Source organism: Corallococcus terminator (assembly GCF_003611635.1).
In the GTDB taxonomy this organism is placed as follows: domain Bacteria; phylum Myxococcota; class Myxococcia; order Myxococcales; family Myxococcaceae; genus Corallococcus; species Corallococcus terminator.
This window is the reverse complement of record NZ_RAVZ01000287.1, coordinates 1-13,146: the sequence shown is the minus strand read 5'-3', so window position 1 is coordinate 13,146 and position 13,146 is coordinate 1. Positions and strand designations below refer to the sequence as shown.

General features: G+C 67.9%; 15 protein-coding genes and 1 pseudogene. 8 read left to right on the top strand and 8 right to left on the bottom strand.

Features of this window, described 5'->3' with window-relative positions; genetic code table 11:
* Window positions 1-105: 105 nt before the first annotated feature.
* Window positions 106-1,137 (bottom strand): hypothetical protein, encoded by a 1,032-nt coding sequence (locus D7V88_RS31235; protein WP_120544274.1) that lies wholly within the window; start codon window positions 1,135-1,137, stop codon window positions 106-108.
* 261 nt (window positions 1,138-1,398) lie between these two features.
* Here D7V88_RS31235 and D7V88_RS31230 point away from each other — a divergent pair, with 261 nt between their 5' ends.
* From D7V88_RS31230 to D7V88_RS43235, 4 genes are all read left to right on the top strand, one after another.
* On the top strand, window positions 1,399-3,240 hold the full coding sequence (locus tag D7V88_RS31230; RefSeq protein WP_158625198.1) for a serine/threonine protein kinase: 1,842 nt from the start codon (window positions 1,399-1,401) through the stop codon (window positions 3,238-3,240).
* Between the two features lie 104 nt (window positions 3,241-3,344).
* A complete protein-coding gene (locus D7V88_RS31225) occupies window positions 3,345-3,749 on the top strand; it encodes a DUF2381 family protein (RefSeq protein ID WP_158625197.1) in 405 nt (134 codons plus the stop codon).
* 189 nt (window positions 3,750-3,938) lie between these two features.
* Window positions 3,939-4,100: a hypothetical protein gene (locus tag D7V88_RS43240; protein WP_158625196.1), complete on the top strand. Its 162-nt coding sequence runs from the start codon at window positions 3,939-3,941 to the stop codon at window positions 4,098-4,100.
* Between the two features lie 33 nt (window positions 4,101-4,133).
* The gene (locus D7V88_RS43235) at window positions 4,134-4,298 is read left to right on the top strand and encodes a hypothetical protein (RefSeq protein WP_158625195.1); all 165 of its coding nucleotides are present in this window, start codon (window positions 4,134-4,136) and stop codon (window positions 4,296-4,298) included.
* Between the two features lie 10 nt (window positions 4,299-4,308).
* Here D7V88_RS43235 and D7V88_RS31220 read toward each other — a convergent pair whose 3' ends face one another.
* From D7V88_RS31220 to D7V88_RS31210, 3 genes are all read right to left on the bottom strand, one after another.
* The gene (locus tag D7V88_RS31220; RefSeq protein WP_244238490.1) at window positions 4,309-5,103 is read right to left on the bottom strand and encodes a helix-turn-helix domain-containing protein; all 795 of its coding nucleotides are present in this window, start codon (window positions 5,101-5,103) and stop codon (window positions 4,309-4,311) included.
* Between the two features lie 194 nt (window positions 5,104-5,297).
* Window positions 5,298-5,963, bottom strand: coding sequence for a hydrolase (locus D7V88_RS31215; RefSeq protein ID WP_120544270.1), 666 nt, complete (start codon window positions 5,961-5,963; stop codon window positions 5,298-5,300).
* Window positions 5,964-6,038: 75 nt separating this feature from the next.
* Entirely contained in the window at window positions 6,039-6,875 is an 837-nt protein-coding gene (locus D7V88_RS31210; RefSeq protein WP_120544275.1) for an oxidoreductase, read from the bottom strand.
* 87 nt (window positions 6,876-6,962) lie between these two features.
* On the opposite strand from D7V88_RS31210, the gene D7V88_RS31205 reads away from it, so the two are divergent.
* Window positions 6,963-7,877, top strand: coding sequence for a LysR family transcriptional regulator (locus tag D7V88_RS31205; RefSeq protein ID WP_120544269.1), 915 nt, complete (start codon window positions 6,963-6,965; stop codon window positions 7,875-7,877).
* Window positions 7,878-7,886: 9 nt separating this feature from the next.
* Here D7V88_RS31205 and D7V88_RS31200 read toward each other — a convergent pair whose 3' ends face one another.
* Window positions 7,887-8,528, bottom strand: a complete 642-nt coding sequence (locus D7V88_RS31200; RefSeq protein ID WP_120544268.1) for an SRPBCC family protein — start codon at window positions 8,526-8,528, stop codon at window positions 7,887-7,889.
* Window positions 8,529-8,698: 170 nt separating this feature from the next.
* Here D7V88_RS31200 and D7V88_RS31195 point away from each other — a divergent pair, with 170 nt between their 5' ends.
* Window positions 8,699-10,192 (top strand): HAD-IG family 5'-nucleotidase, encoded by a 1,494-nt coding sequence (locus D7V88_RS31195; protein WP_120544267.1) that lies wholly within the window; start codon window positions 8,699-8,701, stop codon window positions 10,190-10,192.
* A gap of 32 nt (window positions 10,193-10,224) precedes the next feature.
* Here D7V88_RS31195 and D7V88_RS31190 read toward each other — a convergent pair whose 3' ends face one another.
* Window positions 10,225-10,683 (bottom strand): DUF2267 domain-containing protein, encoded by a 459-nt coding sequence (locus tag D7V88_RS31190; RefSeq protein WP_158625194.1) that lies wholly within the window; start codon window positions 10,681-10,683, stop codon window positions 10,225-10,227.
* Between the two features lie 211 nt (window positions 10,684-10,894).
* Here D7V88_RS31190 and D7V88_RS31185 point away from each other — a divergent pair, with 211 nt between their 5' ends.
* Together D7V88_RS31185 and D7V88_RS31180 are read left to right on the top strand one after the other, a co-directional pair.
* A complete protein-coding gene (locus D7V88_RS31185; RefSeq protein ID WP_120544265.1) occupies window positions 10,895-11,410 on the top strand; it encodes a hypothetical protein in 516 nt (171 codons plus the stop codon).
* Window positions 11,411-11,610: 200 nt separating this feature from the next.
* Complete coding sequence (locus tag D7V88_RS31180; RefSeq protein WP_208726582.1) at window positions 11,611-11,907, top strand: hypothetical protein; 297 nt, start codon at window positions 11,611-11,613, stop codon at window positions 11,905-11,907.
* Between the two features lie 122 nt (window positions 11,908-12,029).
* On the opposite strand, the gene D7V88_RS31175 is transcribed toward D7V88_RS31180, so the two are convergent.
* Both D7V88_RS31175 and D7V88_RS31170 read right to left on the bottom strand, forming a co-directional pair.
* Window positions 12,030-12,647 (bottom strand): transglycosylase SLT domain-containing protein, encoded by a 618-nt coding sequence (locus tag D7V88_RS31175; RefSeq protein WP_120544263.1) that lies wholly within the window; start codon window positions 12,645-12,647, stop codon window positions 12,030-12,032.
* A 94-nt stretch (window positions 12,648-12,741) separates the two neighbouring features.
* Window positions 12,742-13,146: pseudogene (locus tag D7V88_RS31170) on the bottom strand (S1 family peptidase); the annotation flags it as partial.

Genomic DNA, 13,146 nt, shown 5'->3' with positions numbered 1-13,146 from the left:
GGGGTCGGCTGTCGGGTCGCCCGGGGATGCCCTCGCACGAAAACAAAAACCCCGGACTCCTCGTGGGAGCCCGGGGCTTCTTGAAGCCGGGACGTCAGCTTCGGATTACTCCGCCCACCAGGTCTCGGTGAACACGCTGAAGCCGTTCACGGTGTCCACGAAGATGGAGACGTTGTGGCGGCTCCACGGGTCGTCCGAGTAGCTGAAGATGCAGCCCTTGAACGAACGGCCCGCGCTCAGCGCGTCCAGGTTCGCCAGGCCCGCGTTGCGCACCGAGGCGGAGATCAGGGTGTTGCCGTTGACATAGTTGATGGTGTTCACGACCGCGGCGCGAACTTCGGCGGCGTTGGCCAGGTTCGGCCGGATGGCCGCGCCCGACGGGACGCTGCTGGGCTCCAGCCCGAAGCACGTCGGACCGCCCTGGGAGTAGCCGTGGTAGGCCGTCACTTCATCCCACCAGTCGAAGTGGCGCTTGAGCTGCGCGCCATGGGAGCCATTGCTCGGGATGGCGTTCAGCGCGGAGGCGAGCGCCTCGAACGGGCGGCTCAGCGTGGCGGCGTTCCGGATGCTGCGGAAGCTGACGTCGCCGATGCCCGTCACGTTGGAGATGGCCTGCGCCGTCGTGAACGGGCGCAGGTTGAGGAGGTTCGCGGCGCCGTTCCAGGCGTCCGGCAGGACGTCGTGCAGCTCCGAGTCCGGGATGGTGTTCACCAGCGACACGATGGCGGCCGCGTCGGAGGTGGAGATGGCGAGCCCGTCGAAGATGCCGACACAGCTGGAGCCGATGGCGCCCGTCGCGCGCGCGCCCTGCTCGATCTGCTTGAGGCGGGTCTCACCGACCAGATTCACCGACGACACGTCCGCCAGCGACGTGAACAGCGCGGTCGAGCGGCGGCTCACGAGGTTCGTGGCGACGTTGCTCGGCAGGTACGCGTCCAGCGTCTGGAACGACGCCGTGTTCACGAAGGTGATGATGCCCGTGCACTCCGGGGCCACATCCACGTTCGTGGTGGTGATGGGCGCCTGCTGCGCCTCGAAGGAAGGAGACGTGAGGGACTCGGGGGACGGCTCGGTTTCGAGACCGCCGCAACCGGCGAACATGCTCACTGCGAGAAGGGCTGAGCCAAGACGACGCATCAGGAACTCCTGGAGGGGGGAGACAGCGGTGCGACGCGGCTCAATACACCAGAACGGTCTGACTCACCCCGGCCGTTTCACTTTGGACCCACCCTGTTCGTGTCACGTTTCAGTGAACAACTTCTGATTCCGTTGGGAGCGTCATCGCGGCCCAGGGCGAGACTTCCTGACGTGAGAGCACATGTGCTCCCGGGCCTCACGGACTGGAAGTCCGAAGATGACCTTTCAGGTTGAGTCGAATCCATGGGACCCTGGAGGTTGATGGTTCCAGAACGGTCACAGGTGTTCCCGGCGGCGCTCCAACCCGGCACGGAGGTGGGGCGCTGGCGCGTGCTCGGGACGTTGGGTGTGGGTGGGTACGGGGCGGTCTACCGGGTCGAACCGCTGGAGGGGCCGGGCAGGAGCTTCGCGCTCAAGCTGTCGCTGCATCCGGATCCAGCGCGGGCGCTGCGGGAGATGTCGCTGCTGTTGGACCGGGCGTGGCATCCCCAGGTGGTCCGCGTCCACGCCACCGGGCGCTGGCCGGACCCCATCGACGGGCTGCCGTACTTCGTCATGGACTGCGTGGAAGGGGTGGCGCTGCACACCTGGGCGGAGGCCTCCAATCCCACGTTCCGGCAGCTCGCCATGGTGGGGGGCTCCGTGGCGATGACGCTCGACGTGTTGCATGCGCGGGGCGTGCTGCACCGCGACCTCAAGCCGGAGCACATCCTCATCCGCGAGCCGGGCCACGTGCCGGTGCTCATCGACTTCGGCGCCGGGGACCAGGCGGGGGCCACCACCCTCACCACCACCACCCTGCCCCCGGGCACGCTCCACCTGCGCAGCCCGGAGGCCATCCGCTTCCAGCAGCTCCACTGGCGGCAACCGGAGGTGCGCTATCCGTACACGGAGGCGGATGACCTGTACGCGCTGGGGGTGTGCCTGTACCGCGCGGCCACCGGGCACTACCCGTTCTCTCCCGAGCTGACGCCGGACCTGCTCACCGTGGCCATCACCCAGCGGCTGCCGCCGTCGCCCCGGACCATCAATCCCCAGGTGCCCGTGCCGCTCGCCGCGGCCATCCTGAGGTTGTTGGAGAAGGAGCCGGAGCGGCGGCCGCGCACGGGCGTGCAGGCACATGCGGAGATTGTGGAGGGGCTGCTCTCCGACGGTGCGGCGTTCGAGGCGCGGCTCTTCCACGAGATGCCGGGGGACGAGCCCGGACGGATCCGGCGCCCGGAATGGCCGTCCCAGCCCTACCGGACGGCGGAGACGGAGCCCGTGGCGCTGCTGCCGTTGATCCGTCCCGCGAGTTGGCTCCAGTCTTTCGGGGGAACGGGGCTGATCAGCCTGATTGTGTGCCTGATGCTCCTGGTCACGGGCTCTGGAACCTGGGAGGTCCTGTCCGGGGCCTGGACTCGAAATACAACCCCAGGGGTTCAATCACCTCCATCCACCTCCAGTGGTCATAAACTGGCGAGTCCGCCGGAGCGATCGCACAGTGTTCCTGTCGCTGCCCCGCTGACCACGGGCCCTCCATTGGCGACCGTTGCCCCCGTGGCGACGCCTCCCGAGGAACGCTCACCTGTGACTTCCAAACCCACTGTTTCAGCCCCTGTCGCACCGCCCCTGAAGCCGAACCGTCCGCTCAAGGCCGTCATGGCTTCGGCCTGTATGGGAATGGCTTGCGCCAGCAATCCGCCCATGATGGATCGTCCCGATCCTCCCTTCGAAAACTGCCCGGAAGCGTCGGTCGCAGCCATGAAGAAACTGGGCGTCTATGGCGCCATGCTGGACGGCATGTTCGATCGCCAGGGGCCACGGAATGGGAATGTGACCGTTCGTGAGGGACGGATTGCCATCTGGGTCTATGGCAGTAAAGGCGTCAGGGATGGTGACACGCTCACGGGTGAATTATACATCAGCGCCGAACGGGTCTACGGTCATCTCACCCAGCTTCGGCAGAAGAAGACCGGTGAAACCCATCCCGTCTGCTTTCAGTTCTGGACGCAGAACGAGCGTCAGAAAGGACTTCCCCGCCTCAACAGCAGCTACTACGACAACGCGGTCCTCTTCAACCAGATCGAAGTCAAGTCCGTGTTGCGAGACTACGAGAATTAGCGTGAGGGCGAATGCTTCTCTTCCTCCTTCCACTTCTTGCGTCCGCTGAGGTCTTGGCGTCAGACGCAACCTCGCCGATGCCACAACAAACGTGTCGGTGCACCGTGGAACTCTCCACGCTGCTGTCCTCGGGCCTCATGAATGCTCAAGGCGTCGCGACCCTGAGACTCAACGCTCCGGCATCATCAGCCTCCGTGAACAACAAAGCGGACTTTCGGATCAGGAGTTTTCGCTCTTCACAGCGGATCGCGGTGCTCATCGAGCTCCCCGAAGGAGTGTCGCTGCCAGGCAGGGACCTTCTCGCAAGCCTGGGCGCCCTCCAGCCTCAAGTCCTCCCGACCTTGCAGGTGCTTCAAGTCGCCCCCAGCACAGCAAGCGAAAGGGCCCAGATCATCGTGGAAGCACCGGCATCCACAACAGAAGCCCTCGGCGTCTACACGCTGGAACTCCTGGACGCGGAAGGCACGCGGTTCCTCGTCCTTCCCGACGTGCGGTTTCCGACCTCCTAGCTCCGGGCCCCACCAGCCCCCCAGGAGACCGTCCAGTCCCTGGGCCGCCGAAAGGCCACCGTGACGACGGGACGCCGGGGCGGCCTGGGGATATGCCCCATTCCACCTCCGCACCTAGTTTGAGATGGCTGCCCCCGAGGGCAGCACTCATGCATGGAGCGGACGAGATGACGACCCATCGATACCTTCATGGACGGCAGCGTCTTCACGGCGAGGTCGCTCAGTGTTGGCTCGAAGCAGGCCATCTCCTCGATGCGCACGAAGCCGAACTGCCAGGGCACGCCGTCGAAGAGCTACGCCGGGGGTGCGAAGGTCTCCAGCCTCAAGTTCCGCATGGCCTCCTTCCGGTGAGGAAGGAGCAGCTCATTCCTTTCGGAGGAGCACATGTCCAACAAGCTTGTCTGGGGAATCCTCTTCGGCGTCGTGGTGGGGGCCATGTTCGGCCAGCGGGCCGGCAACACGGGAATCAGCATTGCCATCTGCATCGCGGCCGGAGCCCTGGCGGCCGGGGTCTGGCATTATCTGGAGACCCACCGCAAGCGGGTCTGACGCTCCTCGTTCAGCGCTTCCGCTCCCGCCGCCACATCGCGGGCGTGGTGCCATGAGCCCGCCGGAAGGCCTTGCCGAAGTGCGCGGCATCGGCGAAGCCCGTCGCTTCGGCGACCTGCTCCAGCGAGGCCGGCGTCGTCAACAGCATCGTCTGCGCGCGCTTGAGGCGGGCCTGCAACTGCCATTGATACGGCGCCATGCCGGTGGACGCCTTGAAGGCGCGGCTGAAGTGCGCTTGCGACAGGTCCACCAGTGCGGCCAATGCTGACAACTCGACCCGCTCCGGCAGGCGCGACTCCAGGAAGTCGATCACCCGTCGCAGTTGCCACGGCGCCAGGCCCTTGCGCGTCGATGGGCCGTCCCCACGGCGCGAGCCCAGCACGGCGAAGATGGCGGCGGTCAGCCCGTCCCCGTAGAGCTGGGTGGCGGGGTCGTCGTCATCCACCACGTCGGCGAGCAGGCTCACCAGCGTCCAGAGGCGGTCATCGGCGAAGCGCAACCGCGGCGCATCCAGGTCGGCTGTGCCCAGGGGTTGGCCCAGGCGCTCGCCCAGCGTTGGCAGGTCGAAGAGGAGCACGGCATCGCGCACCATGCGCGAATTGGCGCTGTAGCCCCACAGCGGCATGCCCGCGGGCATGATGTTCATCTGCCGGGGGACGTAACCGATTTCGCAGGGCTTGCCTTCGCGCAAACGGGGCTCGCAGGGCGAGCCCACCTCCTCCAGCAGCGCGCTCAGTCGCGTGTGGCTTTCCAGGCACAGGGAGTGCTCGGTGGGGCCCGAAGAGCGGATCTCGTTCACATCCACGCAGATCCCATTCCATTTCCGCCGAACGACGGAAACGCCCACCACGTTCTCCGGCAGCGGGCTCAGCCGTTCAGCGCGTGTCTCCACGGCAGCGTTCTCCCGAGTCCCCTGACGGCGGGGGTTCCATCGCTCAGGAGAACGTTGTCAGCAATCCGGAGGAGAGTCATCCCCCCGAACCCGGGAAGGCCGCTCGTTCAGACGCCCTTACCGGGTCGGCCTGCCAGCAGTTGCAGCTCCCAGGCGAAGGCCACGCCGCTGCCACCGCCGTGCTCGGCGAGCACACCAGCGAGACCGGCGGCACTGGCTTCGCGGGCCCAGTCGCGCTGCCATTCGGAGATCACCGACATCCAGGTGAGGGGCGTCACGCCCGCCATCTGCATGCGCCTCACCGCCATGTCATGCGCCTCGCGGCTGACGCCCCCCGAGGCGTCGGTGACGACATAGACCTCATAGCCCTCGCCCGCCGCCTGGATCGCGGGCATGGCCAGGCAGACTTCGGTCCACAGCGCGGCGAGCACCAGCTTCTTTCGCCCTGTCTTCTTCACCGCGTCCACCACGCGGCTGTCTTCCCAGGTGTTGATGAAGGTGCGGTCGATGGGCTTCTGGTCGGGGAACACGTCCTGCAGCCCCTTGACCAGATAGCCGCCGCGCTCCTCGAGCACGGTGGTCAGGAGCGTCGGCACATTGAAGACCTTGGCCGCCTTGGCCAGGCCTACGACGTTGTTCAACACCATCGTCGGTTCGTGGCTGTGCAGGTTGGCGAACTGGAAGGGCTGGTGGTCGATCAACACCAGCACGCTGTTCTGGGGCGTCAGCAGGGCGTCAAGCCCGCGGTGGGAGGAAGCCTGGTTCGTGCTCATGACGGCATTGGGCCCGAGACCGGATGCGGAAACACGGTACGGACCTGCGGTTCCTGGTCCGTTCCTGCTCCGAAATCAGAACGCCGTCGCGCGAGCGATCGGCTCCGTGCGCTCCACGTCCGACAGCACCTGCGCCAGCTTCTCGCGAATGGCGTCCGCGGCGTCCGCGCCCAGGGGGAGTCGCAACGTCGTGGAGCCCGAAGCCACGGCCTCCACGATGGCGCGCGCGGCCTTGGCGGGGTCACCGGGCTGCTGACCGTCGGACTGCGTCGCATACGTGCGCATCGGTCCGACCGTCTCGGCGTACGCCGCCATCGCCGGCATCGCGCGGTACGACGGGCCGAGCAGGTTCGTGCGGAACATGCCCGGCTCGACGATCAGCACCCGCACGCCCAACGGCCCGACCTCCTTCGAGAGCGCCTCCGACAGCCCTTCCAGCGCATGCTTCGCCGCGCTGTACGCGCTCGTGCCCGGGTAGGTGGCGAACCCGGACGCGCTCGTGAGCTGCACGATGGTGCCCGAGCGACGCTCACGCATCTGGGGGAGCACGGCGCGCGTCATCGCCACCGCGCCGAAGAACAGCGGCTCGAACGCGGCCCGGAGTTCCTCGTCGCTCGTCTCCTCCACCGCGCCCAGAAGGGTGTAGCCCGCGTTGTTCACCAACACGTCGATGCCGCCGAAACGCTCCGTGGCCGCCGCGACGGCGCTCCGGACCTCGTCCGCCTTCGTGACATCCAACCGGACCGCGAGGACGCGGTCGGGAGCGCGGGCCACCAGATCCGCGAGCGTGCGCGGATCCCGCGCCGTCGCGACCACGCGCTCTCCCCTCGCCAGCGCCTCCTCCACGATGCAGCGACCGAACCCCGACGACGAACCCGTGACGAACCAGACCCTGCCCTGCTGTGCGCTCATGACGTCCTCCATGGCCCACAAGCTACGGTCCCCGACTCCGCCCCGAAACACGTCGTATCTGGATGCGCTTTGTAGTTATGCTAAAGAATGCGCGACGACCTTTCGGGCCTCACGGCGCTCCTCGCGGTGGCGGAGAAACGAAGCTTCACCGCCGCGGCGAAGCAGCTCCGCGTCACTCCCTCGGCGGTGAGCCAGAGCCTCCGGGTGCTCGAGGAACGCGTCGGCGTGCGGCTCCTCCAGCGCACCACGCGCAGCGTCGGGCTCACCGAGGCGGGGGCCCACTTCCTCGACAGGCTTCAACCCGCGATGAAGGGCGTGCACGAAGCCTTTGAATCCCTGGGCGAACTGCGCGACCGCCCCGCAGGGGTCCTGAAGCTGACCGTGCCCCGCTACGGCTACCAGGAGGTGCTCGCGCCCCACCTGGCGAACTTCCTCGCGGCCCATCCCGACATCCAGGTGGAGATCCATCTGGACGACGCGCTCATCGACATCGTGAAGCGAGGCTTCGACGCGGGCATTCGCATTGGCGAATTGCTGGACCGCGAGATGATCGCCGTCCAGGTGAGCAACGACATCCGCATGACCGTGGTGGGCTCACCGTCGTACTTCGCGACGCACGGCAAGCCCCGACACCCGCGCGAGCTGCGCGACCACGACTGCATCAACTACCTCAGCCGGACGCATGGAGGCGTCTCCCGCTGGGATCTCGTGGACGGAGGAAAGCGCATCGAGGTCGCGGTCCACGGGCGCGTGTCACTCGACGACGTGGACTTCATGGTGGACGCCGCGGTGGACGGCCTGGGACTCGGCTTCCTGCCGGAGACCCGCGTGCAGAGGTTCGTGGCCGACAAACGCCTCGTGCGCGTGCTCGAACCGTACTGCCCCGCCCTCCCCGGCTTCTTCCTCTACTACCCGAGCCGGTCCCAGGTGACGCCGAAGCTCAAGGCCCTCATCGACTTCTTGAAGAAGGGCCGGCGGCGCGGCGCGGGCTCCGGCCGGTAGAAACAGGCACTACTTCGCCGGGGGCGGCACCGTCAGCGACTTCGCGCGCTTCTCCACCGCGCGCAGCGTGTCCACCACCGCGTCCTTCTGCCCCACGTTCGCCAGGAACCCGGGGATGGAGCCCGCAGGGTCCACCGTGAACTTGTACACGACCCAGGACTTCCCCTCGCCCCTCGACTCCACCTTCCAGCTCCCCTCGTTCAGCCGCAGGCGCACCACGTCGCGCCTCGCGGGAAACGCGTCCGGCTCCGCCTTCCAGTGCTGCTCGTACACGCCCGTCCCATCCGGCGCGACCTTCGACTCCGTCACCACGTGGCAGATGTAGTCGCGCGAGGACACCACCGGCAGATCCAACCGCGTGTACGTCAGCCGACCGCCGTCGTCCGTGGGCTTCACCACCCGCGACTCCTTCACGTACGGCATGAACAGCCGATAGGACTCCATGTCCTCCAGCGTCGCCTGCACCTGCGCGGCGCTCGCCTTCAGTTCGCCTTCCGCCCAGATGTCCTTCGCCTTGGTCCCCGGGCGTGGCCGCACCTTCACCACGAAGGGCTCCGTGGCCACCGTGTCCCAGGCCTCCTCCGCCCCCGCCACGCCCGACACCAGCAGCACCGCCAGCGCCACCACCGCTCCACTGAACCGTCGCGTCATTTCCACCGTGCACCTGTCCTTCGCATCGCGCCCGCCGCCAGCCCCTCGTGTCGCGCGCGTCACCCGTATCCCATCATTCCGACATCTGGACGACCCAGGCCCTGCCCACGAACCAACGGAATGCACGGGCCACTCGACTTTGCGCTCGGGGATTGGCAAGCCTTCACCCCATGCGTTCTCAATACTCCGGTCCCCCGCCCGAGCGTGGCCTGTTCTGCAACCGCACCCTCAACATGCGAGCCATCAAGGCCGTGGGCTACGACATGGACTACACGCTCATCCACTATCGCGTGGAAGCGTGGGAGCGCCGCGCCTACGAGTACATCCGCGACCGGCTCGTCGAGCAGGGCTGGCCCGTCGCCGACCTGACGTTCGACCCGATGCTCGCCATCCGCGGCCTCATCATCGACACCGCCAAGGGCAACCTGCTCAAGGCCAACCGCTTCGGCTTCGTGAAGAAGGCCCTCCATGGCAGCAAGCCCATGGACTTCGACGCGCAGCGCGAGGCCTACAACCGCACCATCATCGACTTGGCCGACCGCCGCTGGGTGTTCCTCAACACGCTCTTCTCCCTCTCGGAGGCGTGCATCTACGCGCAGCTCGTGGACCGCCTGGACGCTGGCCAGCTCCCCGGTCCCATGGGCTACGTGGACCTCTACGAGCACGTGCGCAAGAACCTGGACGCCACGCACATGCAGGGGCGCCTCAAGGCCGAAATCATCGCGGACCCCGAGCGCTACGTCATCGATGATCCGGAGACGCCGCTCGCGCTGCTGGACCAGAAGAACGCCGGCAAGAAGCTGCTGCTCATCACCAACAGCGAATGGGCCTACACCGAGCCCATGATGCACTTCGCCTTCGACAAGCACCTGCCCGAGGGCATGACCTGGCGCCAGCTCTTCGACGTCGTCATCGTCAGCGCGCGCAAGCCGGAGTTCTTCACCACCCGCTCCACCCTCTTCGAGGTGGTGGAGGCCAACGGGGAAGCGCTCCTGCGTCCCCACTCCGGCCCGCTCAACCGCAGCAAGCCCTACTTCGGCGGCAGCGCGCTGGAGCTGGAGCGGCACCTGGGCCTGTCCGGTGACGAAATCCTCTACGTGGGCGACCACATGTTCGGCGACGTGCACGTCACCAAGAACGTGCTGCGCTGGCGCACCGCGCTCATCCTGCGCGAGCTGGAGGACGAGGTGCGCTCCATCGCCGCGTTCCGCGCCACGGAGGTGCGCATCGGCGAGCGCATGCTCAAGAAGGAGCGCCTGGAGGATGAGAGCTGTCAGGTCCGGCTGGAGCTCCAGCGCCGCCGCCATCAGTACGGCCCCCGCACCGACACGACCGAGAGCGAGCTGGTCACCCGCCTCACCGAGCTGCGCGCGGAGACAGAGGCCCTGGACGCGGAGCTGGGGCCCATGGCGCGCGCGGCCGGGGAGCTGTCCAATCCGCACTGGGGCCTGCTTACCCGCGCCGGCAATGACAAGAGCCACCTGGCGCGGCAGGTGGAGCGCTACGCGGACATCTACACGTCGCGCGTGAGCAACTTCCTGTTCGCCACGCCCTTCGTCTACCTGCGCAGCCCGCGCGGCAGCCTCCCGCACGACCCCAGCCTCCCCGGGGGAACCCCCGTGTTCACCACCGGGGACGGCGCGGGCAGCGGCCCCGTGGAGTAGCCACCGCCACGCGGGGAATCGGGGTGCCTCGCCTACTGCGTGAGGCGCCACAGGGCCTGGAGGTCCGCGGGGAGGTTGCTGGCGAACTTGTCCGCCTCGCCCTCCGTGATTTGATCCTGGAACGCGCGCAGCACCGCGCGGATCACCAGCTCCGCGCGGTCCACCGGCATCTTCAGGTCCTCCGCGACGGATTCGATGAACTCCTCCCGACCGAAGCGCTGGAGCCGGGCGGGACGCTCCTCCGCGGGCGGGAGGAAGGCCACCAGCAGGCGGGGCAACTGCGCCTCCAGGTTGCGCGCCCCATCCGGCAAGACGCGGCGCTCCAGGGTGGTCAGCACCGACACGGCGGCGCACTCGGCGAGGTTGCGGGGCAGGCCGCTCACCTCCTCCAGGTGGAGGAGGAAGGCCGCGTAGGTGGCTCGCAGGTGGGAATCGTGGCGCCGCTCGTGGCGGGCCTGCTTCTCGGCTTCGCTTTCATGGAACTGGGCCATGGCACACCTCGGGTTGGGTGATGGGAGGGCAGCCCCAAGGTGCTCATCCCCCCGGCCGTTCGCGGCGTCCAACCAGCCGTGCCCAGGCCCCTGACGCCCCCACCTCCGGCCGCCCACCAGCGGAAATAGCCGCCAAGTGCCCGGAGTTACTGAACATGTGTCCAGACCTCCCAACGGAGGGGGACCTGGCGGGCAGGCGCGCGAACCGTCCATGTCAGACCCCTCCCGTATGAATGATCGCGTGAGCCACTCGACCCCGCCATCGTCGTCGTCGCGAGTCCTGGAGCAGCGCAACCTGCTGGGGGGACTCGACCTCCTGCCCGTGATGGGCAGCCGCAAGCGCGCGCGTCAGTTCCACGTGTCCACGGAGCGCAAGCTGGGCTTCGCGGCGGCGCTGGCGCTGGTGGTGGAGCACGGGCGGGAGAAGGCCAAGGAGACGGGCACGACGTCGCTGACGCGCTGCCCGCGCTGCGGCCACACGGGACCCACGGAGCAGGACTTCGGCTTCCGCATCATGAGCCGGGGCCAGCGCCGTCCGCAGTCCTGGTGCCGGGGTTGCCGGGGTCAGCACCTGGACCCGGTGGTGAACGCCACCGCGCCCCGCCCCGAGGACGGTTGGCTGTTCCCGCCGGAGACCACGCGCCAGCAGAAGGCCCGGCCGGAAGCCAAGCCGAGCAAGCCCAAGGCGAAGAAGCGCGCGCGCCGCAGCAACGACGACCTCACCTGAAGTCAGTGGGGTTCGTCCGCGCGGCCCACGTGCCTGCCGGGACTCCGCGCCGGTGAGCGCCGCCCGACGTGTCCCCTGACATCCCGCCAGGACGAGCCCCCACTCCCTGCATGCACCGCGAGCAGCCCTCGCCCCGTCCGTCGCCAGGGATGGCATCCCCCACCCCGGGTCCCTACCTCTTGAAGACAAGGAGGACCTCTATGTCCGTGCGGACCCTGATGGCGGGAATCAAGGAGAAGCGGCGCGTGGGTGCCCATGCGGCCCAACCCAGTGTGCAGGCCAGCAAGGGCCGCAAGACGCTGGCGCACGACGACGAGGCGGAGCTGCTGCGGCAGAAGGACCTGAAGCGCGTGACACTGGGCCCCGCTGCGGGCGACCACGGCCCCAAGCGCAACAACCGCGGCACCGGGATCCGGGGCCGCAAGAAGGCGCCCAGCCAGATCCACATCAAGAGCGCGGGTGGACCGCACAACCGCTCCGGGCTGCACGGAGGCTGAGGCTTCCGCTCCGCGCGGCATGCCGGAAAAAGACGACGCCCCGCGTGGGAGACGAAGTCCCTCTTTTCGGGGGACCGCCTTCCACCGCGGGGCGCGGTGCTGCTTCGGGGGTGGAGCGCCGGTCAGTAACCGACGTAGGCGCCGCCGCCGTTGAGGCCCTTGATGCCGGGGACGTTGGACACCGAGCCGTAGCGCTCGATGGAGTAGCGGACGGCCGCGATGATGTTGTCCACCGGGTTGCGGATGTTGTCGTGGCCGGGGAGCTTGTGCGCGTCGAACGTCGGCTGGATGGTCTGCATCAGGCCGATGGAAGGCGTGCCCTTCTGCGCGTTGGAGTCCCAGTTGTTGATGGCGTTCGGGTTGCCGCTGGACTCGTGCTCGATGATCTTCGCGATGTCCTGCGGGTTCATCTTGTCCGCCGGGATGCCGTTCGCCTTGAGGATGTCCGTCGCCTGCTTGATCCAGTCACCGACCTGACCGGGAGGCATCTCGCCCACGGGCTCGGCGCCGCTGGAGCCCTGGGTCTGCTGGGTGCCGCCGGTCAGGTCCGGACCCTTGGGGCCCGCGCCTTCCGCCTGGAACTCGTCCTTGGCGCCCGGGATGGTGAGCTTGGCGTCCGCGTAGATGAGGTCGGCGTTCTTGATGTTCGGGTTCGCCTTCATCAGCGAGCCGACGTCGGTGTTGAACCGCTTGGCCAGCGCGCCCAGCGTGTCGCCCGACTTGATCCGGTAGTCACCCATGTGGAGAACCTCGCGATTGCCGAAAACCGTTATGCCTGATTGTCGGCCCCCTACTTGCGGAGTTGCGCCTACATTTGCGGTTTTGTGGGTGGTTTCACGCGGAGTCAGACTTTGACCGACCTGCTGGAATCCTGCACCGGGGCTGTCGCCGCAGGAGCCCCATCAGCACGGTCAGGGTGAGCGCGCCCAGGGACCCGGGGGCCGCGGCGCAGCCTCCGCTCTCAACCGGTGGGCCGTCGTCGGAAGGCAGGGGGTCGGAGATGGCTTCGCAGGGGGTGAAGCAGCGGCAGGCGTCATCCCCCTCCACCTCCAGCCGGGCGCACACGCCCTGTGCGCCACACGCGGCGTCCTCCGAGCACGCAGCCCCGTAGGTCCCCGCCTGGAGCGTGGGCAGCAGGCACCGGGCGGGAGCGTCCCCGGCTGCGACGCAGAGGAGGCCGGAGGGGCACTCGGCGTCGGTGGAGCAGGTCTCCTGGCAGAGGGCGTCCAGGGGCAGGGG